Annotated in this window: 29 protein-coding genes; 20 read left to right on the forward strand and 9 right to left on the reverse strand. The window is 57.0% G+C overall.

All coding sequences use genetic code 11. The features are described 5' to 3' along the window. Positions 1-51: 51 nt before the first annotated feature. From ASN_RS06010 to ASN_RS06030, 5 genes are all read left to right on the forward strand, one after another. Positions 52-591, forward strand: a complete 540-nt coding sequence (locus ASN_RS06010; RefSeq protein WP_035380590.1) for a DUF3576 domain-containing protein — start codon at positions 52-54, stop codon at positions 589-591. A 54-nt stretch (positions 592-645) separates the two neighbouring features. Next, complete coding sequence (gene leuS, locus ASN_RS06015) at positions 646-3,285, forward strand: leucine--tRNA ligase (protein ID WP_058987529.1); 2,640 nt, start codon at positions 646-648, stop codon at positions 3,283-3,285. Continuing rightward, positions 3,285-3,983: an LPS assembly lipoprotein LptE gene (locus ASN_RS06020; RefSeq protein ID WP_058987530.1), complete on the forward strand. Its 699-nt coding sequence runs from the start codon at positions 3,285-3,287 to the stop codon at positions 3,981-3,983. The genes leuS and ASN_RS06020 overlap by 1 nt, the downstream gene beginning before the upstream one ends. Before the next feature lie 27 nt (positions 3,984-4,010). After that, the gene (holA, locus tag ASN_RS06025; protein ID WP_058987531.1) at positions 4,011-5,024 is read left to right on the forward strand and encodes a DNA polymerase III subunit delta; all 1,014 of its coding nucleotides are present in this window, start codon (positions 4,011-4,013) and stop codon (positions 5,022-5,024) included. 550 nt (positions 5,025-5,574) lie between these two features. Further along, positions 5,575-6,795, forward strand: a complete 1,221-nt coding sequence (locus tag ASN_RS06030) for a tyrosine-type recombinase/integrase (protein WP_231948406.1) — start codon at positions 5,575-5,577, stop codon at positions 6,793-6,795. On the opposite strand, the gene ASN_RS06035 is transcribed toward ASN_RS06030, so the two are convergent. Genes ASN_RS06035 through ASN_RS06065 form a run of 7 tightly spaced genes read right to left on the reverse strand, consistent with a single transcriptional unit; the run spans position 6,775 to position 9,090 of the window. Next, positions 6,775-7,005, reverse strand: coding sequence for a helix-turn-helix transcriptional regulator (locus tag ASN_RS06035; protein WP_330937325.1), 231 nt, complete (start codon positions 7,003-7,005; stop codon positions 6,775-6,777). The two genes, ASN_RS06030 and ASN_RS06035, sit on opposite strands and share 21 nt — an antisense overlap. Beyond that, positions 7,002-7,517, reverse strand: a complete 516-nt coding sequence (locus ASN_RS06040; RefSeq protein ID WP_167541300.1) for a hypothetical protein — start codon at positions 7,515-7,517, stop codon at positions 7,002-7,004. Before ASN_RS06040 ends, ASN_RS06035 begins: the two co-directional genes overlap by 4 nt. Before the next feature lie 5 nt (positions 7,518-7,522). After that, entirely contained in the window at positions 7,523-7,864 is a 342-nt protein-coding gene (locus ASN_RS06045; RefSeq protein ID WP_058987533.1) for a hypothetical protein, read from the reverse strand. Next, a complete protein-coding gene (locus ASN_RS06050; RefSeq protein ID WP_157765123.1) occupies positions 7,840-8,238 on the reverse strand; it encodes a hypothetical protein in 399 nt (132 codons plus the stop codon). The genes ASN_RS06045 and ASN_RS06050 overlap by 25 nt, the downstream gene beginning before the upstream one ends. A 5-nt stretch (positions 8,239-8,243) precedes the next feature. Further along, on the reverse strand, positions 8,244-8,474 hold the full coding sequence (locus tag ASN_RS06055) for a hypothetical protein (protein WP_058987535.1): 231 nt from the start codon (positions 8,472-8,474) through the stop codon (positions 8,244-8,246). A 29-nt stretch (positions 8,475-8,503) separates the two neighbouring features. After that, complete coding sequence (locus tag ASN_RS06060; RefSeq protein WP_058987536.1) at positions 8,504-8,758, reverse strand: hypothetical protein; 255 nt, start codon at positions 8,756-8,758, stop codon at positions 8,504-8,506. Beyond that, entirely contained in the window at positions 8,755-9,090 is a 336-nt protein-coding gene (locus ASN_RS06065; RefSeq protein WP_058987537.1) for a hypothetical protein, read from the reverse strand. The genes ASN_RS06060 and ASN_RS06065 overlap by 4 nt, the downstream gene beginning before the upstream one ends. A 136-nt stretch (positions 9,091-9,226) precedes the next feature. Between ASN_RS06065 and ASN_RS19560 the strand changes: the two genes are divergently transcribed. Then, positions 9,227-9,598, forward strand: coding sequence for an outer membrane protein assembly factor BamE (locus ASN_RS19560; protein ID WP_157765124.1), 372 nt, complete (start codon positions 9,227-9,229; stop codon positions 9,596-9,598). A 17-nt stretch (positions 9,599-9,615) separates the two neighbouring features. Here ASN_RS19560 and ASN_RS06070 read toward each other — a convergent pair whose 3' ends face one another. Continuing rightward, positions 9,616-10,224 carry an XRE family transcriptional regulator gene (locus ASN_RS06070; RefSeq protein WP_231948407.1) on the reverse strand — a complete coding sequence of 203 codons (609 nt, stop codon included), beginning with the start codon at positions 10,222-10,224 and terminating at the stop codon, positions 9,616-9,618. 121 nt (positions 10,225-10,345) lie between these two features. On the opposite strand from ASN_RS06070, the gene ASN_RS20505 reads away from it, so the two are divergent. From ASN_RS20505 to ASN_RS06100, 7 genes are read left to right on the forward strand one after another with little or no spacing between them, the layout of a single operon-like run. Continuing rightward, positions 10,346-10,564 carry a transcriptional regulator gene (locus ASN_RS20505; RefSeq protein WP_082666601.1) on the forward strand — a complete coding sequence of 73 codons (219 nt, stop codon included), beginning with the start codon at positions 10,346-10,348 and terminating at the stop codon, positions 10,562-10,564. After that, on the forward strand, positions 10,561-11,175 hold the full coding sequence (locus ASN_RS06075) for a hypothetical protein (RefSeq protein ID WP_058987541.1): 615 nt from the start codon (positions 10,561-10,563) through the stop codon (positions 11,173-11,175). Before ASN_RS20505 ends, ASN_RS06075 begins: the two co-directional genes overlap by 4 nt. Then, positions 11,175-11,654, forward strand: coding sequence for a hypothetical protein (locus tag ASN_RS06080; protein ID WP_058987543.1), 480 nt, complete (start codon positions 11,175-11,177; stop codon positions 11,652-11,654). The genes ASN_RS06075 and ASN_RS06080 overlap by 1 nt, the downstream gene beginning before the upstream one ends. After that, the gene (locus tag ASN_RS06085) at positions 11,654-11,839 is read left to right on the forward strand and encodes a hypothetical protein (protein WP_058987546.1); all 186 of its coding nucleotides are present in this window, start codon (positions 11,654-11,656) and stop codon (positions 11,837-11,839) included. The genes ASN_RS06080 and ASN_RS06085 overlap by 1 nt, the downstream gene beginning before the upstream one ends. Beyond that, on the forward strand, positions 11,832-12,032 hold the full coding sequence (locus tag ASN_RS06090) for a hypothetical protein (RefSeq protein ID WP_058987548.1): 201 nt from the start codon (positions 11,832-11,834) through the stop codon (positions 12,030-12,032). The genes ASN_RS06085 and ASN_RS06090 overlap by 8 nt, the downstream gene beginning before the upstream one ends. After that, on the forward strand, positions 12,025-12,447 hold the full coding sequence (locus tag ASN_RS06095) for a helix-turn-helix domain-containing protein (protein WP_058987550.1): 423 nt from the start codon (positions 12,025-12,027) through the stop codon (positions 12,445-12,447). The genes ASN_RS06090 and ASN_RS06095 overlap by 8 nt, the downstream gene beginning before the upstream one ends. Beyond that, positions 12,444-13,472: a DUF7146 domain-containing protein gene (locus ASN_RS06100; protein WP_231948408.1), complete on the forward strand. Its 1,029-nt coding sequence runs from the start codon at positions 12,444-12,446 to the stop codon at positions 13,470-13,472. Before ASN_RS06095 ends, ASN_RS06100 begins: the two co-directional genes overlap by 4 nt. A gap of 4 nt (positions 13,473-13,476) precedes the next feature. Here the strand turns inward: ASN_RS06100 and ASN_RS19565 are convergent, their stop codons facing one another. Then, positions 13,477-13,884, reverse strand: coding sequence for a hypothetical protein (locus tag ASN_RS19565; RefSeq protein WP_157765126.1), 408 nt, complete (start codon positions 13,882-13,884; stop codon positions 13,477-13,479). A 42-nt stretch (positions 13,885-13,926) separates the two neighbouring features. Between ASN_RS19565 and ASN_RS06105 the strand changes: the two genes are divergently transcribed. The 7 genes from ASN_RS06105 to ASN_RS18610 all read left to right on the forward strand — a co-directional run bounded on the left by ASN_RS06105 (position 13,927) and on the right by ASN_RS18610 (position 21,077). After that, the gene (locus tag ASN_RS06105) at positions 13,927-15,345 is read left to right on the forward strand and encodes an ATP-binding protein (RefSeq protein WP_157765127.1); all 1,419 of its coding nucleotides are present in this window, start codon (positions 13,927-13,929) and stop codon (positions 15,343-15,345) included. A gap of 233 nt (positions 15,346-15,578) precedes the next feature. Further along, entirely contained in the window at positions 15,579-16,037 is a 459-nt protein-coding gene (locus ASN_RS06110; RefSeq protein WP_231948409.1) for a DUF6362 family protein, read from the forward strand. Between the two features lie 227 nt (positions 16,038-16,264). Then, positions 16,265-16,471, forward strand: a complete 207-nt coding sequence (locus ASN_RS20155) for an HNH endonuclease signature motif containing protein (RefSeq protein WP_231948501.1) — start codon at positions 16,265-16,267, stop codon at positions 16,469-16,471. 169 nt (positions 16,472-16,640) lie between these two features. Continuing rightward, positions 16,641-16,952, forward strand: a complete 312-nt coding sequence (locus tag ASN_RS06115) for a hypothetical protein (protein WP_157765128.1) — start codon at positions 16,641-16,643, stop codon at positions 16,950-16,952. After that, complete coding sequence (locus ASN_RS06120; RefSeq protein WP_058987554.1) at positions 16,952-18,649, forward strand: terminase large subunit; 1,698 nt, start codon at positions 16,952-16,954, stop codon at positions 18,647-18,649. Before ASN_RS06115 ends, ASN_RS06120 begins: the two co-directional genes overlap by 1 nt. Next, positions 18,646-19,971, forward strand: coding sequence for a phage portal protein (locus ASN_RS06125; RefSeq protein ID WP_058987556.1), 1,326 nt, complete (start codon positions 18,646-18,648; stop codon positions 19,969-19,971). Before ASN_RS06120 ends, ASN_RS06125 begins: the two co-directional genes overlap by 4 nt. Then, complete coding sequence (locus ASN_RS18610; RefSeq protein ID WP_082666603.1) at positions 19,968-21,077, forward strand: HK97 family phage prohead protease; 1,110 nt, start codon at positions 19,968-19,970, stop codon at positions 21,075-21,077. The genes ASN_RS06125 and ASN_RS18610 overlap by 4 nt, the downstream gene beginning before the upstream one ends. Positions 21,078-21,133: the final 56 nt, after the last annotated feature.

Genomic DNA, 21,133 nt, shown 5'->3' on the forward strand with positions numbered 1-21,133 from the left:
ACAGGACTGGGAACATCGACGCCCGCGCGCCGAAGGAGCCGTATCGACATTATGCCACGTCGTCTCATGCCCTGCCGTCCCACTCCCGGTTCTTCCGCACGCCGCATACCGGGCGTTTCCTGCCTTTCCGTTGCAGCCCTGCTGGGGGTGGTGCTTCTGCCTGCCTGCTCCAGTGGTCCACGCTCCTCCACGGATCTGACAGCCCCGCGCAACCATCTGCTGGCAGAAGACCGCGGTGCATCTGGCGGAGAAGACAAGCTGAAAGGCGGCGTAAACGCCTATCTGTGGCGCGCCACGCTGGATACCATTTCCTTCATGCCCGTTGCCACGGCAGATGCTGAAGGCGGCATTATCCTGACGGACTGGTACACACCACCCGCCGCGCATAATGAACGCTTCAAGATTACCGCGTTCATTCTTGACCGCCGCCTGCGCTCTGACGCGCTGCGTCTGTCCGTGTTCCGGCAGGTGAAGGAAGGCGATGAATGGGTGGATTCTCCGCCTGCCGCCAACACTGCATCTGACATTGCCGCCCGCATTCTCTCCCGCGCCCGCAAGCTGCGCGCGGACAACGGCAACCGGGACGACTGACGTCCCGGCTTTTCCTGCCGTTTCCTTCTCTCCCCAGTGACCCGCACGAGTTCCATGACACAGCCCGCCAACACGCCTGCCGCACCGGCTCCTGCCGCCGTTTCCTACGATTTCCAGTCTGTTGAACCGCGCTGGCAGAAAACATGGGATGAAGCGAGCATCTTCACGGTGCCGGATGTGCCCCCGGCAGACCGCCCGAAATATTACGTGCTGGAGATGTTCCCCTATCCATCTGGCCAGTTGCACATGGGCCACGTGCGCAACTACGCGCTGGGTGACGTGATTGCCCGCTACAAACGGGCACGGGGCTACGCGGTGCTGCACCCCATGGGCTGGGACGCCTTTGGCCTGCCAGCAGAAAACGCAGCGCGTGAACGCGGTGTGCACCCGCAGGAATGGACGCTGAACAATATTGCCGCCATGCGCACCACGTTGCAGCGGCTTGGCTTCTCCCTGAACTGGGACCGTGAAATTGCCACCTGCCTGCCCGATTATTACGGCAAGCAGCAGAAACTGTTTCTGGACTTTTTGCAGGCCGGACTGGTGGAACGGCGGGAAAGCTGGGTGAACTGGGACCCGGTGGATCAGACCGTTCTGGCCAACGAGCAGGTGGTAGATGGCCGGGGCTGGCGTTCCGGCGCCCCTATCGAGAAAAAGCAGCTTTCGCAGTGGTTCCTCAAGATCACCGATTTTGCGGAAGACCTTCTGGATGGCCTGAAAACACTGGATCGCTGGCCGGACCGCGTGCGCACCATGCAGGAGCGCTGGATTGGCCGCTCGGAAGGGGCTCGCGTCCGTTTCTCCCTACACGCACCCCCACATGGGCTGGACACCAACCTGAACGCTGTTGAAGTGTTCACCACCCGGCCGGATACGCTGTTTGGCATGTCCTTTCTGGCCATTGCCCCAGATCATCCGCTGGCGGAATGGGCAGGTAAGCAGAACCCTGAAGCTGCCGCGTTCATTGCCGAATGTCGTCGTCTTGGCACATCCGTGGAAGCAGTGGAAACGGCAGAAAAGCGTGGGTTTGATACGGGCCTGCGCGTCAATCACCCGTTCCTTGACCAGAGCTTCCCGGTCTGGATCGCCAATTTTGTGCTGATGGATTACGGCACGGGCGCTCTGTTCGGCTGCCCGTCCGGTGACCAGCGCGACCTTGATTTCGCGCATAAATACAATCTGCCGGTAACGCCTGTTGTTCTGCCTCCGGGCAAGGATCAGGCGGACTTTGCCATCACCAAAACCGCCTTCACCGGTGACGGCACCATGATCAACTCCGGCTTTCTGGACGGTCTTTCAACGGAAGAAGCCCGGCGTGAAGCCATTGCGCGGCTGGAAGACATGGGCGTGGGCAATGGCGTGGTCAACTGGCGCCTGCGTGACTGGGGCGTTTCGCGCCAGCGGTACTGGGGCTGCCCCATTCCGGTCATTCACTGCGAAAGCTGCGGGGCTGTGCCTGTTCCCGATGACCAGCTTCCGGTTAAGCTGCCGGAAGATGTTACCTTCGATAAACCGGGCAACCCGCTGGATCACCACCCCACATGGAAGCATGTGGCCTGCCCCAAATGCGGCAAGCCCGCCACCCGTGAAACAGACACGTTTGATACGTTTGTTGATAGCTCGTGGTATTTTGCCCGCTTTACGGCACCCCATGCTGATACCCCTACCGTGCGCGCCGCGGCGGATGGTTGGCTGGCGGTTGACCAGTATATTGGCGGCATTGAACACGCCATTCTGCATCTGCTCTATGCCCGCTTCTTCACCCGCGCGATGAAGAAAACCGGCCATCTGGACGTAAGCGAACCCTTTGCCGGGCTGTTTACACAGGGCATGGTCAGCCATGAAAGCTACAAGGATTCCGCTGGCAACTGGCTGTATCCGGAAGAAGTGGAGCGCAAGGGCGATGGCGCGGTCAAACGCGGAACGGAAGAACCCGTAACCGTTGGCCGTGTGGAGAAAATGTCCAAATCCAAGCGCAACACAGTGGCCCCGGTGGCCATTATCGAGCGCTTTGGGGCTGACACCGCCCGCTGGTTCGTTCTGTCTGACAGCCCGCCCGAACGCGATATGGAATGGACGGAAGCCGGGGTTTCCGGCGCTGCCCGTTTTGCACAACGTCTGTTCCGCATTGTCCGCACAGTTGCCCAGACAGTGCCCGCGCAGGAAAGCTGCCCGGTCGAGATCGCCCCGCAGGCCGATGCGCTCCGCCGTGCCAACCACCGCACCATTGCGGCGGTAACCGAAGCGCTGGAAGGCTTTACCATCAACGTGGCGGTGGCGCGTATTCATGAACTGACATCCGCTCTGGCTGAAGCCGAAAAAACGGCAGACCTGCCCGGCATGGCGTTTGCCCGGCGTGAAGCGGCCCGCACCCTTTGCCTGCTGTGCGCCCCCATGATGCCACATCTTGCCGAGGAAATGTACGCCCAGCTTGAACCCGGCACATCCATGGTGGTGGAACAGCCGTGGCCGGAAGCAGACCCCAGTCTGCTGGCTGCAACGCAGGTGACCATTGCAGTGCAGATCATGGGCAAGCTGCGCGGCACCATTGAAGCGGCTCCGGATGAAGCCAAGGATGCCGTGGTGGCCCGTGCAGAAGCCGAACCTAATGTGGCCCGGCTGCTTGAAGGCAAGCGTATTGTCAAACGCGTGCATGTGCCCAACCGCATTGTAAACTTTGTAACGGCAGGCTGATGCAAAAAACCCGCTCCCTCCGGAAGGCACTCGCTCTTCCCCTGACGGCTCTCCCCCTGCTGGTGTTGCCCGCGGCCCTCAGCGGCTGCGGATTCCAACCCCTGTATGGCGAGCAGAAGGGTGAGACCACGCCGGAAGTGGAATTGAAGCGGGTTTATGTTGCCAATATTCCTGAACGCTCCGGCCAGCAGTTACGGCTGGCATTGCAGCAGAACATGGCGGGCGATGGCCCCGAAGCCCCGGATGGCTATACACTGATTGTGCAGCCCTCCTTCGGGCAGGAATCCATTGATATCCACTCGGACAACACATCCGGCCGGGTGCGTATGAACGCCCATGCCCACTGGCAGCTTCTGACCGTTGAACAATACCCCAAACTGCTGGCGCAGGGTGATGCCTCCACAATGGATGGATACACCAGCACGTACGAACAGTATTTTGCCCAGACCCTGAACAGTGAAACAGCAATCGGGCGCGTGGCACAGACTCTGGCCGAACAGGTGACCCAGCAGGTTGCCACATGGTTCCGGACCCATACTGCGCCATCCCGCCGGCGCGATCAGGGCCCAGCGGCCTATTACCCAACCCCCAACGCCATTCCGGAGTCTGAAAAACAGGCCCCCATGGAACAGGAAGGGGCTGACGCCATTCCCGATATGGCAACAGGCCGTAACGCCCCCAACGCGGGTTCTCTGTAATTTCCGGCGCGGCAGGAAAGCCGGACCATGAAGATTGATGCCCGTTCCCTGCCCCGCGTTACCCAGAACCCTGGCGCGTGGCGTGTTATCCTGTTGCACGGAGAAGATACCGGGTTGATCCGTGAGCGCGCGCAGGATGCCACACGCAAGATTGCGGGCTCTACCGATGATCCGTTTCGGGTTTCCGTGCTGGACAAGGAAACCCATGACCGGCTTGAAGAAGAAGCCACCGCCCTTTCCCTGATGGGTGGCCGCCGCGTGGTGCGGGTGCGTGATGCCTCTGACTCACTGCTGAAAGCTGTGAGCCACGTGCTGGAACAGCCCACCGATACAGTGGTTATTCTGGAATCACCCAGCCTGCCCTCGCGCTCCAAACTGCGTGCCTTGCTGGAAAAACGACCGGACTGCGCCAGCGTTGGCTGCTACCCGGAGGAAGGCCGCACGCTGGAAGCCACCATTACCCAGATGCTGGCAGCCCTCACGGTGCGCATTGAACCGGACGCCCTGCACTGGCTGATGGGCCGGCTGGGTGCAGACCGGGGGGCCGCCCGCAGCGAAGTAGAAAAACTGGCCCTGTATGCGGGCGACACCGGCACACTCACGCTGGATGACGCCCGTGCCTGCATTGGAGATGCGGGTAGCGTTTCCATTGAGGACGCCGCTTTTGCCGCCACGGAAGGTCGCCGCGCGGATGCTGATCTGGCCATTGAGCGGGCTCTAGCGGAGGGCACCAGCCCCATTACCATAGCCCGTGCGTTTCTAAGCCACCTGAACCGCCTGCGGCGGGTGCGCGCAGCCATGGCCGAGGGGGAAAGTCGCTCAGACGCCATGAAAACCCTCAGACCGCCAGTGTTTTTCAAACGGACAAATGGATTCGGTCGGTCTCTTGATCTTTGGCCTCTGGCGGCCCTGACGCAGGCACTGGAAGACACACAGGCGCTGGAACTGGCCTGCAAACAGACCGGCGCGCCCGACCAGCTTTTATGTAAACGCTATGTGGCTACGCTGGCCGCCAAAGCCGCACGCGCCGCACGCCGTTGAATCACAGGGCAGTATCCGGCACCCCCGCCTCTTGCCCCCGTTCCGGCTTTCAGTATAGATGAAAGAGTGTGTCCGCGTAGCTCAGTAGGATAGAGCACAGGATTCCTAATGCAATTGGGCGCCATGACAGGAAACATCATGGTGTATCCGCTCAAAGTCGGGGAACGCTCTGGTCCACTCGGACCGTGCCGATCCCGAGCCAAGCCAGCCCTGCCACGCAGGGCCGGAAGGTGTAGAGACTGGACGGGCGGTGCCTACGGGCCACTTCGGTGGCCTAAGGCAAAGGGACAGTCCAGACCACGAACATCTGCCAACGGCATCTGCCCGGTGGATGGCGGTGAAAACCGAAGTGGGAAGAATCCTGGGGCCGTGGGTTCGAATCCCGCCGCGGACACCAGAGCACACAATCAGGCAATTCCCCGCTGTTTCAAATCCCATAAAGTCGGCTGAAAACTGCGGATTCAACATTGCATCCCGTTCCAGTCAGTGTCATCCAAGCCTTTATGTTTTGGGGTAACGTCCGGGGTAACTGATCCCCGGAAATAGGGTATTGGGGTGGGGTAACGTGCTGACTGATACGGCTATTCGTAAAGCAAAGCCAAAGGACAAACAATATAAGCTCTATGATGGGCGCGGACTGCTGCTGCTGGTCAGGACGAGTGGTTCCAAGTTGTGGCACTATCGCTATCGTTATGAGGGCAAAGAGCAAACTCTCTCCATTGGTGCATACCCTGAAGTCTCATTAGCAGAGGCACGATCAGCGCGGGATAGAGCGCGGGCAGATCTACGAGCGGGGCTTAATCCCGCCATTACCAAGCTACGCAGGCGGGCAGAAGCTGCGGCCGAACAGCGCAGCACCTTTGAGGTAGCAGCCCGCGAATGGTTTTCCGTCATGGCTCCCACATGGCGGCCGCGCCATGCGGCATCAGTCCTGGACAGCATGGAGCGCTTAGTGTTCCCACGTCTAGGCGCTTTACCCATGCGGGATATCAGCCCCCAGATGGTCCGGGCAGCCGTGCTGGATATCGAGAAGGTACGCGCCAAGGAGATTGCGCGCCGGGTACGTCAACGCATCTCGGCTGTGTTCATCCATGCCATTGCCTGCGGCAAAGCCGATATGGATCCTGCAGGCGTAATCAAGGCGGCATTTGCCCCCGTCCCTACTAAGCCGCAGCCTGCCATCATAGATCTGACGGATCTGCGTGAGATGCTAAGCGCCGTGGAAATAACGCCGGCGCATGGCGTCACAAAGTTGGCTCTGCGGTTCCTGGCGCTCACAGCAGCTCGCCCAGGTGAGGTGCGGTTAGCTACCTGGGCAGAGATCAATGGGGATGGATGGCTGATACCGGCCGAGCGCGCCAAAACGCACAAAGAGCATTTGATTCCGCTCTCACGGCAGGCTTTGGAGGTCATTGAGGCCGTGCGCCCTATATCATTGGGCAGCCCTTATGTTTTCCCTGGTGCAAGATGGATCATGCGGCCGATGAGCGAAAACGCTTTAGGCTATCTGCTCAACAGGGCTGGATACAGCGGCCGCCATGTTCCGCATGGCTTCCGCAGTTCATTTTCCAGCATCATGAATGAACGCAATCCGACAGATCGGGCCGTGATTGATCTGATGCTGGCGCATACACCATCAAACAGGGTTGAGGGTGTCTATAACCGTGCCAAGCATATGGCACGCAGAAAAGCATTAGCGCAGGAATGGGCCGATCTTCTCCTGGAAGATTTCCCACCGGCTGCGGAGTTGTTATTCCTGCCGCGCCGGTAAATTCCGGATCCACGAATCAACCTCGTCTGCTCGCCAGCGTACACACTGTTCGGAAAGCCTCACGGGCTCTGGAAAGCTCTTGCTCTTGAGCCGCCGCCATATTGTGGTGCGGCTCAGGCTGGTGCGTTTTATCACCTCCTTAATATCCAACAAGTAAAGGCCTGCTGGCTGGACAGTCACCACTGACATATCTTGTTCTTGGACGCTCATTCGTCGTTCTCCAGTATTACTTTGGCGGTACGCATTAGCTTGCTGACGCACCTTACGCCGGATGGCTCAGCAATCTTCTCCAGCCCTTTGCGTAAGCGGCCTATGCGAGAATAGAGATCCGCAATAAGGACTTCGCGGGCAGCCATGTCCGCTGCATGATCTGCTTCCAGGACTACAGCTTTCCGTCCCAACGGAGACGCCTGCCGGTAAAGTCCAGTCATAGATGGTTCAAGATTATTCCAAGGTAACGTGTCTGGCACATAGCCAATAACATGCGTTCTTGGTACGAAAGCCTCTGTCATAGGGTGACGTGTTGCGTCATTCTTGAATATCCAGACTTTTATATTCTGCCTGTATTCAAGGAATGATTTTACAATCCCTTTTCTATCGGTCCATTTGGTTTCAAACCGAATATTGATCTGGTTTGAATTGGGCGCATTATCTGCCCGCAGGATCTGCACACTTGCATAAGTAGAGCGTGGATTTTGAGACACAAACAGGTCTCCGCTCATAATCTTCACGCTGCCTCCTTCTCCGCCGCAAGCGGCTCTGCCTGGTTGCACCAACCGGTGATGCACTGGCGGCCGTCTTCGGCGTCCAGTTCACAATCTTCAAAACGGATCAGCCAATGTTGGGCATCCGTCAGGTCAATCTGATAGTATCCGTCTGCCTTCTTCCGCATTTCCAGCATCCACAGGCCTCGGCCTTCTGTTTGCGGGCCTGCGCAGATCTTCTGGCCGTCACGCATCTCTCTGCGGCAGTCACCAAACACTATCTGCCAGCCGGTGGTGTGGTCGGTCATGATTGCCTCAAACCGGCCACGGCCCGCGCCGGTCAGTGTAATTTGGTATCTGGGCATGGGTTTGGTTCGGGGAAGAGTATCAGGCTCTTTACCCTGTCGATATAAGCAGAGGTGACCGGCGTTTCATCTCCCTTGCGCTTTCTCCTTACGGTTTCCGCAATAATCACCATAACTCTGAACAAAACCTTATCCCGCTCATCATCCGGAGCCATCATCACCACCTGGACGAGAGACTGACCAGCGGCGGTAATCAGCGCACCGAACGTTCCGAGTGTATGCATGCCGGCACTGGAAAATCCTGAAGGCCTTACCAATGCTGCGGTGGAAAGGAGAGCGACCTGATCATCAAGTTTTGCGCTTTTGATAAGCTTAATAGTGTCCTGATAGGCGTCCTCAAGAGCTTCAAGGGCTTCTTTCTGTTCTTTGCTCATAGTCATCACGCCACGCTCTCCACAACACCCAGAACAAAGCGACGCAAGGGGCTGCGGCGGCGCACATCGTACAGACGCAGGGCGGCATCGGTATTCATGCTTTCAGCATGCATGGCTGCGCCCATGGCACCGATGTGTGACAGCATCACCTGGCGCATGTCGGGGTCTGTCACCGTACGATGGACATGCTGCTCCAGCACAGCCCGGTGCTGTTCAAACTGAGTTGTGTTCTGCATTTAAGTAAAACCTTGTATTTACTGTTCGATTACTGATGTTTGACAGTATCGGTAAGTGAACCATCCATCAGGCGGCCAGAAATAAGCGCTGCCTGCGTGCGGTAATTCTTGGCCACGGCAAACCAGACGCCTTCACCGTAGGGCATCTTGGCTTTCCGGCACCGTAAAGCCTGCCGGTCAGCCTCTTCCGCATGCGCCATAAGCTGCTGGGCAATGCCGCCATAGGTCAGGCCTGCATCATCCAGATCATCACCGCAGGGGGTTATCAGAGCATGGCGTGTCATGCGCGCAATCCTTTCTGGCGCAGGCGCACGTGGGCTGCCTGGCTAAGGTGATAGGTTTTGAAAAGCGCCTGCCTTTTTATGGCATCTGCAACAGCCAGATCATCCCAGTCATCCGTAGGCTTGCCATCAACCATGCGTGGATAGTGGCGGATCAGCCAATCCTTGTTGCCGCCATGCAGGCTGAGCAGCATTCGGCGGCTTGAAAGCTGGTGGTCTGTGAGTGACCTTGCCTGACCGTTCAGGTCCACAATCAGATAGCGGCGCACCTGCACGCCGGCGGCACGAAACAAGCGCGGTGGTGTGGGGGCTGTGTGGTCCTGGTGCGTGGGCATTCATTCCTCCATCGCGGTGGGCGACGGAGAAACACTAGGCATTGCCTACTGATGATGTCAATAGGCAATGCCTAGTTTCTTGTTTGTGGGCAAGTGGGTAATATAAGTAAAATGTAATTTAGAGAGACATTACGGAATGAGACGTTTTCTAGGGATTGGTCTAATCGGTCTGCTGGTCATTCTTCCAGGCTGCTCAAGTTCAGGTAATGAGCGAGTTGAAAAGGAGACTGATGCGTCCGTTTCACAAAAAATTATAGATGGCCAAACAACAAAAAGCCAAATAAAGCAGTATTATGGTGATCCTGACAACGTAGATTTTAAAACTAAAAATCAAGAAGTTTGGACATACACGTTCTCTAAAACGCGGACTCCTGTATTTGTATCAACACCATTCCAGCAAGTTCAGAAAACAAATAAGAAAACAATCACTATATATTTTGAAAATAATATAGTTGTTAATCATGCATTTTCATCGGCTAATTCAGAAAGAAGAGATTTTCATCTCTAGTATTATGCTTCAGTAATCTAACCAACCAAATGGAACTCGACAGGTGCCACCCATTCAATTTCTGGCTCAAAAATTGGTGGCACCATTGGATTGACCGAAGTGAGAACAAATGTTGCAGGCTTTGGACCAGACGCTACCGTCTTAAGCACCATTTGCCCATCTGAAAGGCGAGCTACAACATCCTTCCCAATCATGCGAAGAGAAAACGTCTCTCGCCCAGGCAAATGAATGCCAATGACTTCTCCTGGTTTATATCTTGGAACCATGGATTCACCTTGGACCCGCAGGACAATACCGTCATAGCATTGGAAGGGCAGATAGGCCTCTCCGTCTTGCTCGATGTCACCGTCCTCAAAGAGCACCACCCTATCAGCTCCAGCGACAAAACCAGAAACCGGCACTTTGGTTCCTCGTTCTGAAAGAGTGCATCCAGCCGCTTTAAGTGCTTCTTTCGGTGATCCAAGATCTGAGCCGCATAGGTCTTCTAAGCTCACTCCGTAGAGAGCTGCGAGTTGAGGTAAGCGGTCAAGCATTGGCTTCGATCTGCCAATTTCCCATTGCGCTACTGAAGGTGCAGAAATACCTAATTCGCGAGCTACTTTAGCTTGCGAAAGACGTGTGTGCATGCGCAGGCGCTTAAGACGTGATGCCCAATCTTCCATGCATTCATAATCTATTAGGCACATCCTAATGTCGCCTAGTATTTGCCTATTGCCAACATGCTAGGCATTGCCTATTATCCATCCTATGGAAAACGATGCGCTCAAGAGAGTGATTGAAGCTGTTGGAGGGGTGACGCCCTTAGCGTCACTCCTCGGCATCAAACCTCCGTCAATATACTCATGGAAAGAAATTCCTCCGAGGAGGGTGGTCCGCATAGCCGAAATCACAGGGATTCCCGCCTGTGAGTTGCGACCAGATCTGTACCCGACGGCTTTGTCACTCAGTAACGGTGAAGCAGCATGAAATCTCATAACCCCACCCGTACGCCTGCTGCCCCAGCCTGTCAGCCGGATGTTGTCCGGGGGGCTGCTCTGAACTCCATTGCAAAGGATGGTCAATGCGGAATTGGCTCAAATTCCACCTGGGCAAGCGCCCTTGGTACTGGCTCAGGCTTGATGCGGATAACCCGTGGTTATTGTGTGCCAGAGGTATCGTTGAATATGCCGAATGGCCTGAAAATGGGCAGTATGTCATCCGGTGGCGCTATTACTGCCGCCTACGCGATTTCATTCAGCATGTGCGGCAGTTTGGCTGGCCGAAGCTTTACCGCTGACGGCGTATGTTATCGGAAACTGTTTCCTGAATTGCTGCCTGTAGAAATGAGCAATCAGGACCAGCTTTCCCTTGGTCTGGGTTCTTTTGGTGCCAGATCATGCATTTATCAATGCATGGCGGCACATATCGTACCGTGTTTTTCCGGCCAATTGTCACTACGGAAGCCTGCGCTCCACATTGGCTGCACGTCGCAATACTCATTTTCGGAATCGTCCTTTCATGTCTTCCCACATCACATGATGGACGTAGCGGGCGGTGGCAGCAATGCCACTGCCTGCAATGCTGCGGAGTGCCACTGATGCACGTTGCTGCCCTGAAAACCGCCACGCAAAAGGCCGTTAAAATCTGTGGTGGCCCGGATTATGCCAAGGATATTACCCGCGTTGGTAAGTCTCAGCTAAGCGACTACGGCAACCGCAACAGTCCGCAGATTGTCCCGGTGGATGTTGCTGTTGATCTTGATCTCAGCGCCCAGCAGCCGCTTATCCTCACGGCCATGGCCAATGCAGAAGGCTACCGCCTGGTGCCAATGCATTTTGGTGAAGGCCATATCCCGCGTGATCTGAGCAAATTTGCCGAAACCACCAGTGATGTGCTTCAGGCCGGTCTGGAAAGTATGGCTGATGGCAAGGTGGATGTGCAGGAAGCCTTGGCCGTCCTGAAACATATGCAGGCGGTCGCCATTACCTCAGCCCACATTGAGGCCGCCATGCGGAAAATTGTGGATGAAAACAAGCCACAGATCGTTTTCCCGCATCCAGACAGCGGTGCCGCCTGATGGTACGGCCAGCCATAGAATGGCGTGAACTGGATGGCACGCTCCGCCGGATGGATCGGGCGGGCCTGAGCATCAAGCGGCAGGCCCGCAAACTGAAAGTCTCAGAACGCGCCGTTTATCAGCGCCGTTCCGCTCTGGGCCTTGGCCGTAAACGCAAAAATCAGGAGCCTACGGCTCATGCTTAAAACTGCCCTATCAGTCCACACCTTTGGCGAGCGGGCCATGCCTGGGCGGCATCTTATTATCTGTCGCCCTCTTAATGCTGATGTGCTGGCCAAAAGCTGCCGCATCAGGCCAGACCAGTCGCAGCAGATCCGTGCGTCCTCCGGCTTTAGCTGGCGGCCTCTGTCTTTGTCTGGAGATCGCAAAAATGGATGATCTTCTGCTCAAGGGTTTGGATTTTGCGGCCCGAATCAATGCCGCAACGCGCAAGGCTGGTGGCGCTGCTGCGTTTGCACGCCAGCATGGCCTCAAGCCGCAGGCTGTACGGGATGCTGTGGCGCTCAAGGTTATTGGGGATGATGTTGCCAAAGCTCTTGGCTTGATAAAGGTTCTGCGTTATCCAGTTCTTGCCCAAGCCAATCGCCTTGCGACAGGGTGGGAAATTCAAGAAAATCTGAATAGTTTTATCCGAACCTGCGGCTCTCAGCGTGCGGCTGCTCCAGAATTTGGCATATCTGAGCAGCACCTCTCCAACATTCTCAACGGTGTGCGTGGCTTTGCGCCCGTTTTGGCTCGCCTTGGCTACGGGCCGCCAGTTGTCCGTTTCTCCCTGGCAAAGGTGGCGGCATGAGCAAACAGAAACTGTCCGCTGCGGAACTGTCTGCCATGCTGGCGCAAAGCATGGAACAGTTGGCCCGTGAGGTGCTGCCGGGCGGCCGCAAAAATGGCGCAGAATGGCTATGTGGATCGGTAGCAGGTGAGGCCGGTAGATCTCTGGCAGTGCATCTCTATGGGCCTAAAGCGGGCGTGTGGAAGGATTTTGCGTCTGGCCAGTCCGGTGATGCGCTGGATCTGATTGCTGCCAGTCTGACGGGCGGAGATCTGTCTGAGGCATATCGCTGGGCATCAAACTGGTTGGGTCTGACACATGAGACAGTTGCCATCCGCCGTGCGGAAATTAAAGAGAAATGCGAAAAGGCTCAAAAGGCCCAGCAAGAATATGAAAAAAACAACCGTGCGACGGCCCGCAAACTGTGGCTGGACGCCCGGCCCGATATCATCGGTTCGCCGGTCGATGCCTACCTGAAAGGCCGTGGCATCGACCTGCGCAAGCTGGATCACGCTCCAGGAGCGCTACGGTTTGCGCCTGCGCATTATTGCCATGAAATCCGTGCTCCATTGCCCGCCATGCTGGCCGCCATCTCCAATCTGGAGGGCAAGATCATCGCCCTGCACCAGACATGGCTCGGCCAGCATGGTGGTCAATGGACCAAAGCCAACCTGCAATGCGCCAAAAAGGTGCGTGGCAGAATGTCTGGCGGGTTTATCCCGCTCCGCAAAGGTGCATCAGGCACCACGCTAAAACAGATCAAACCGGGCGAGACAGTGGCGATTGGGGAAGGTATCGAAACCTGCCTGTCAGTCGCTCTGGCCTGCCCGGAACTGCGGATCCTCGCCGCAGTCTCCCTCTCAAATCTCGGCTCAGTCCAACTGCCAGATACAGCCACAGATGTGCTGATACTGGCGGATCGGGATGAAGCGCCCGCTGCGCAGCAGGGTCTCCGCAAAGCAATAGATCAATTCTTGCAGGCTGATCGCAACGTGCGCGTGGCAAAGCCGCCCAAAGGTAAGGATTTTAATGATGTCCTCGGGTGATGCATTATCGGATATCAGAGCCGCCGTTCATTCGGCCGATAGGCATTTTCAGATCATTGATGGCGGCAAAGATAAAAAAGGCGGTGGTGGACCGCCAGAAGCGCCCCAGGTGGAAGAAGATTGTCCGGTTGTGACAATCGGCCATTTGGACGGTGCTTTTTATTTTCTGGATCGCGTCGGTCAGTTGCGTGTGCTCAAGGCATCGCAAATGACGCGCCGTGCGGATCTGGTGGCGCTGTTCGGCGGCAATATTTCGTGGCTGAAAGCCAAATTTCCGAAAACAACGAAGGTAAAAGAAAAAGGACAGGACGGTGAAGAAACTAGCCGCGATGTTGTTGTTGATTTTAAGATCAATCATGCCGCCGAGTATCTCCAGCGTGAGTGCTTTCGCGCCGGTCTGTATGGTGATCATATCCAGATCAGGCGTCCAGGCGTGTGGCCGGATCCGAAAGGTATGCCAATTGTGCATTGTGGTGATCGCGTGTTGGTTGGAGCAAGGTTGGAACGCCCAGGTACGCGCATCGGCAATCAGATCTGGGCTGCCGCGGCACCTGAGCCGCGCCCCGCAGCTCCATGTGACGCGGCAGAGGCGCGTGCGCTCCAGCAAAGCATACGGGATCTCTGGAATTTTCGTATTCCGGGCAGTGATGTCATTGTTATGGGCATGTTGGCGTGCGCTTATTACGGTGCGGCTATTCCGTGGCGGCCAGCCGGTTTCCTGACTGGTGGCGCGGGCTGCGGTAAATCATCGCTGCTGGAAGTGCTGAAAAGCGCCATTCCGCTCAAGTTTGCAACCAACGATGCCTCAAAGGCCGGGATTGAGCAGACGGTGGACGGCCGTGCAATACCCATGCTTGTTGATGAGGCGTCAGACCGTGTTGACCAGCGTGCGGCCCGTGCCCTGCTTGATCTGGTGCTGTCTGCCACGGGTGGCGAAGGTACCAAGGGCGCGCGTGGTGGCTCGGATGGTATTGCCCGCAAGATCTCTGTAGCGGGGAGCATCATCATGGCATCCATCAGGCCGCCAGACATGGAGGCCCAGCACCTGGGCAGATTCACCATTGTTGAGATGGTCGCCGCTCATAAAGGTGCTGATCATACGGCGGAGCATCATGATCTTGCTGCATGGGCCAAGGATATCGGGCCAGCCATGTGGGGCCGTGCCATTGCTGCGTGGGAGCGTTACCGTGAGGCACGTATCATCCTCCGTGCCGCCATTGGTAAGGCGGGATGCCAGCCGCGTGAAATGGACCAGATGGGCTCACTACTGGCTGGATGGTGGACTCTCACCCATGATCATGTGCCAGCAGAAAGCGAAGCTGATGATGCCGTGCAGGGCGTGATTGGATATATCCGCAGTGCCGATCAGGTCATGACGCAAAGCGGCACGCAGCAGATGATTGATTTCCTCCTGTCGCAAAAGGTGCAGATGAACCGCTCAACGGACAGGCAGCCGCTTAACGTGTTGATCAGCCGGATGCTGGAACCTGACAGGCAGCGCATGCAGGAGGAGCCAGAATTTCAGGACGTGGGCTACTCTCGTGATAACGTTGCGGCAGTCCTGGCAAGTTATGGCATCCGGGTTGTGAGAGCTGATGAGCCGCCAGGGCGAAGCGGACAACCTGCATTGCGGGCAAGTGATGGTGATGGATTGTGGATCTGGCCGCGTAACGCTATGCTGGCCGATCTGTTCAAGGATACGACATTCGCAGGCCAGAAATACATATATGAGTTTGCCAGGATGGAGAGTTACCGTCCCGCGCCCAAAAACAAGGATGGGACAGAAAAAGCTGTTGCCATCGGTAAAATGAAGCACAAGGGCTGCTTCTGGGTCCGATGCTGCGAATTGGGACTGTCAGATGACGGTGAATAGCGCCGAAAGGGAACTAGGGAACTTAATGGGAACGTAACGGGTTCCCTTTAGTTGCTGTATTTTCCTAAAGGGAACCAAAATCCACTAACGGAACCAATATCCGCGCCTCACGGAGAAACTTGCTTCTCGCCTCTTGTTCCGTGAGAGAACAGCGGTTCCCTTGGTTCCCTAGTTCCCTTTCTTTCTAACTTATTGATATACATAGATAATAAAGGGAACCGAAAGGGAACCAGATGGGAACCAACGGAACGCCAGCAGAAATGATTGCCTGCAAACCGATGAACGGGGCAGAAATGGCCCATATGGTGGAGCACCGTCTGTTTGAGGCCGGATTTACTTTGGCCTGCCTGCCAGCCCATGGCATCAGGCCGTCCAGTCGGTGTGCCGCATGGGGTGAGACATTGATGGATCTGGATGATCTGTTGTCCCTTACCGCCGAAAGCGAGATCAGGCCGCCAATGCCGTCAGCCGCTGCCATCAGTCGCATGGATGAGGCATTTGACTGGGTTCAGTCCATTCAAGACGCCGGACACCGCCGCGTCGTGCTGCTCTGGATGATGATTCACCCGCTCACGCGCCGCCATAGGTACAGTTGGCGACAGATCGGTGACACGATGGGCAGCAATCACGTCACGGTAAAAAGCTGGTTTCACAGAGGGTTATCCTCCATCACGAAAAAAATTTACGCCTGACTGCATTTTTCTCTTTCCAAACTTTCCAAAATGCAGTGTTTTAAGGACCATGATGTGGGGTCGTGCAGCCAAGAGGCTACACGGCCTTTTTTATTGCCCGGAGCACAGCAATGGCACCACGCCTCAAATGCCTGCCTCCTGGACTAGCCGCCATCGACACGCGTATTGCGCAGCCACCGCCAAAGCGGGCTGATCCGTTTTATCTCACCAAGCCTTGGCGGGATCTAATGCGGCACCTCACCGCCGCACGCGGAAACGTCTGTCAGGAATGTGGCCGGTCAGGTGTCCGCCTCTTTGGTGACCACCTCCAGGAGCTCAAGGACGGTGGCGCTCCACTGGATCCAGCCAACATCCGGCTGCTCTGTGGATCGTGTCACACCAAAAAGACAGCCAAAGTCCGCGCGGCCCGGATGCGAGAACGGCATCAACGCTGAAAAACGGTAGAAATCTGCGGATTTTCCTGATCTGACCTCGCCTCTCGGCTGGGGGTGGGGGGTGGGTTAAATCTTCACAGCCCCATGGGCACCCCAACCGCGCCAGGCTCACGCGCAGATTTTTCAGTCAGTTTTGAAAACAATCAAAGAAATCAAAGGAGACATGGAGATGGCTCGTGGCGGTGCTCGTCCTGGCGCTGGCCGCAAAAAGAAGCAAGTCACAACCGAAGAGTGGAAAGGGCCAGAGCTTCCTGAAGGTAAGCAGCTTCGGCCTCTCGATTTCTGGCTGGCTATCCTACGGGACGATAATGCCCCGTTTGATCTGCGTATGACGGCTGCCAAGGAAGCCATGCCGTTCATGCATGCAAAGCCTGGGCCAAGCCGTGACGGTGATCAGGCGGATTTAGGAAACGCTCCCGGCGCGGGTGATGACTGGACCCATGACCTAAACCCCGGCGCTGACCAGAAGGGATTGCATTGATGGCATGGGATCTGAGCTGCGTTGACTGGCAGGACCGCATACGGCGCGGCCAGTCCCTTATGCCAGACCTGCCTGATCTGGACGTGGCGCGGGGTGAAAGGGCCGTCCGCATCTTTAACCGGCTGCGGATCCCAGACATTGTCGGCACACCGCTCCTTGCTGATGCCTGCGGTGAATGGTTCCGCGAAATCGTCATGGCCCTGCACGGCTCATTCGATCCAGTGACGCGGGAGCGGATGATCCGGGAACTGTTCATCCTTGTGCCGAAGAAGAACGCCAAGACCACGCTGGGCGCAGCAACCATGCTCACATCGGTCCTGATGAATGAACGGCCCCGTGGCGAGTTTCTGATCGTGGCCCCAACAAAGGAGGTGGCCCAGCTCGCCTTTGACCAGGCAACAGGCATGATTGACCTGGATAGAGGGCTTCGCAAGCGCTTCCACATTCAGGATCACAAAAAGACCATTACCTATCTGACTACGGGGGCTACGCTCAAAATCAAGGCGTTCTCTCCTGATGTCATGACTGGCGTGAAGCCTTCTGGCATCCTGGTGGATGAAGAGCACGTGGTTGCTGAGCGCGCTGATGCTGACCGTGTCATGGGTCAGATACGTGGTGGTATGGTCAGCCAGCCTGAGGCCTTCCTGGCTATCATCACGACGCAGTCAGAAAGGCCGCCGCGTGGTGTGTTCAAGGGTGATCTGAAAAAAGCGCGGGCTGTCCGTGACGGTTTGGTGCAGGGCCATACGTTGCCCATCCTGTATGAGTTTCCGCCTGACATTCAGAAAGCCTCCACGGTTCCAGGGCAACCGGCTCCATGGGAAAATCCAGCCCTGTGGCAGATGGTCCTGCCAAATGCAGGGCGGTCCATCACTGTGCCGCGCCTGGAAGATGATTTCCGGGAGGCCAAGGAAAAGGGGCTTGAAGAACTCACCCGCTGGGCGTCTCAGCACCTCAACGTGGAAATCGGCCTTGCGCTGCGGAATGATCGCTGGGCGGGCGCGGATTATTGGGAAGCTCAGGCGGATCCTGATCTTACTGTTTCGGAAATCGTCGCCCGTTCTGACGTGATTGTCGCCGGGATTGACGGTGGTGGCCTGGATGATCTGCTTTCTCTGACCATTATGGGGCGGGACAGTGTCACAGCCGAATGGCTCCAGTGGTCGAAAAGCTGGGTCATGGAAGGCGTGCTCCAGTTGCGCAAGCGTGAAGCCTCCCAGCTACAGGATTTCGTGAAACAGGGTGATCTGGTCATCGTCCAGGAGCCCGGAATGGATATCGAGCATCTGGCGGACACGCTCGGCGGCGTGAACAAGTCGGGCAAGCTTGCCATGGTTGGCCTGGATCCCATGGGTGTTGGTGCCATCGTGGATGCGTTGGCAGATCGCGGGATTGAGGGTCCGCGCGTTGTCGGTGTTTCCCAGGGCTGGACGCTTTCCGGGGCCATCAAGACAGCCGAACGGAAACTTGCTGACGGTAGCCTGCTCCATTGCGGGCAACCCATCATGACTTGGGCAGTCAGCAACGCCAAGGTGGAAGCGCGTGGCAACGCCATCATCATTACAAAACAGGCAGCAGGTTACCTGAAGATTGATCCGCTCATGTCGCTGCTCAACGCAGTGGTGCTCATGAGCAAAAACCCCCAGGCCAAACCGACAATGGCCGGATTTATGCGCAGAGGATTGTTAACGGCATGACACTCAAGAGCAGGGTAAAGGGCTGGCTGTATAAAGCGGCCAATGCCATGACCCTGACCGTCACAGGTGTGTCTCTGACAGATCTGCGGCTGGGTGCCTTCCTCGCTGGCGGACCGACCTACAGCGGCAAGCTGGTGACGGTAGATACTGCCATGCAGCTTGATACGGTCTGGGCCTGCTCGCGGCTGATCTCCGATACCATCGCCGCCATGCCGCTCAAGCTCTACCAGCGGCAGCCTGATGATACATCGCTCCTGGCGCGGGATCATCCACTCTACCGGATCCTGTATGTCGCGCCCAATGCGGATATGACCGCCATGGAGTTCTGGTCGGCCATGGTCAGTTGCCTCATGCTGTGGGGGAATGCCTTTGCTCAGGTTGTAAGACGGGGCGATGGCGCGGTCATCGCGCTCAATCCCCTGCGTCCGGACCGCATGACGGTAAGGCGGGATGCCGGCACTGGAGCGCTGACCTACACCTACAGCTATCAGGGCCAGCAGTTGGTCCTGGCGGAAAACCAGATTTTCCACATCAAGGGCTACTGCACAGACGGCATGATGGGGATCTCGCCGATCTCTGCTGGCCGCCAGCAACTGGGCAGCGCCATGGCAGCGGAAGAAACGGCGGCCCGGATGTTTGCTAATGGCATGCTGAGCCAAACCTACATCAAGAGCCCTGACTGGGTGCCTGATGAGATGCTGGGGCGGGCCAAGGAAATCCTGAAAGACTATTCCGGGGCCGTAAATGCGGGGAAAACGCCTCTGCTAGAGGGCGGGTGGACGGTCGAGAGCATTGGCATGAATCCGGAAGACATGCAGCTCCTCCAGACCCGTGGCTTTAACGTGGAAACCATCTGCCGCTGGTACGGTGTGGCTCCGGTCATGATCGGGCGCATGGAGAAATCCACCGCGTGGGGCTCCGGCCTGGAGCAAATGAACCTCTGGTTTCTGACTTATACCTTGCAGCCCTGGCTGGTGCGCATCGAGCAGGCCATCTCCCGTTGTCTGCTGAGCGCTACTGAAAAGGCCCAGTATTTTGCCAAGCACAACGTAGATGCCCTGCTGCGGGCAGACAGCCAGGCGCGAGCTCAGTTGGAGGCCACGCAGGTCCAGAACGGCATCAAGACCCGCAACGAAGTGCGTGAGAAAGAAGGTCTGCCCCCGCTCCCTGGTGGCGACATGCTCACCGTCCAGGCGCAGATGATACCACTCACGGATGTTGGCGTGGTTGCCGTCCAGCCAGCGGTAAAGCCGGTCAACGGCCCTGCTTTGCCGGCACCAAAACCGCAACAGAGCGGCACATTAGGAGATCCTGACGAATGATAGACGGCATGGAAATCTGCGCCGTCCCCTTTGAGGTCAAGTTTGCCGCTGGCGATGCCGGAGCGAACGGCCATGTGGAGGGGTATGGCGCTGTCTTTGGCAATACGGACTCCCATGGGGATGTTATCATGCCCGGCGCGTTCGCCCACTCCATTGCCGAGCGCAAGGCTCAGGGCCGAACGTTGCCCATGCACGTCATGCACGGCGTGTTTGGTGGGGATGGCGTCCCTGCTGGCATCTGGAGCGAGATGGCGGAAGACAGTAAGGGCCTGCACGTCAAAGGCAAGATCAGCGGCACCAATACAGATGCCGGACGCCTGCTCTATGAGCGTGTGAAGGATGGTGCGCTGGGTGGCCTGTCCATCGGTTACAGCGTGCCGCAGGGTGGCTCCGTCAAGCTGACAGATCCCAATGGCCCCAAGCGCCAGATCAAACAGGCCAATCTGTTTGAGGTCAGCCTTGTGGATGATCCCAGCAACGCCCTGGCGCGTGTCACAGAGCTCAAGCGCCGGTCTGGGGGCGAATACAAGGCAACCATCCAGGCCACAGCCGCCATCCAGGCGGTGGCAAGCGCCCTCAAGATCTATCAGGCATCGCTCAAGGGTAATGATGCCCCAACGGCGGATGAACGCCAGCAGTTGCTGACCCATTTGCAGGATGCATATGAGGCGCTGACTGGCTCTCGTATGCCAGAGGGCCTGAAAGCCGCCATGGGCAATCCTGCTAGTAAGTCTGATTTTGACAAGGCACTGGATCAGGCCATGTCAGACATGATGCGGGGCATGTCTGATGCCTCCCTGACCGGAGATCCTGATCATGATTTTCTGGCCATGATGATCCCGCACCATGAGGGCGCCATTGCCATGGCGCAGGCCGAAATTGCGCACGGCAAGAGTGCTCCAGCCGTTGCCCTGGCGCGCTCTATCGTCACGGCGCAGACAAGCCAGATTGCCAGCATGCGGGACATAATGAGCGGCAAGAAATCTGCCGCCCTGATGCCGGAGGAATTGAAGTCCGTGGTGTCGGGCCTGCGCGCAGCCATTGGCATCAGGCCGGAGCCATCCGGTTTGCTGCCCCCTGGTCTGGGCAGTTTCTCTCTGTCCTGACCATTTCACATTTTCCACCCACCAGCCGCCCCATGAGGCGGCTTTTTTTATGGGAA

Origin of the sequence: Acetobacter senegalensis, from assembly GCF_001499615.1 — a bacterium.
Lineage (GTDB): Bacteria > Pseudomonadota > Alphaproteobacteria > Acetobacterales > Acetobacteraceae > Acetobacter > Acetobacter senegalensis.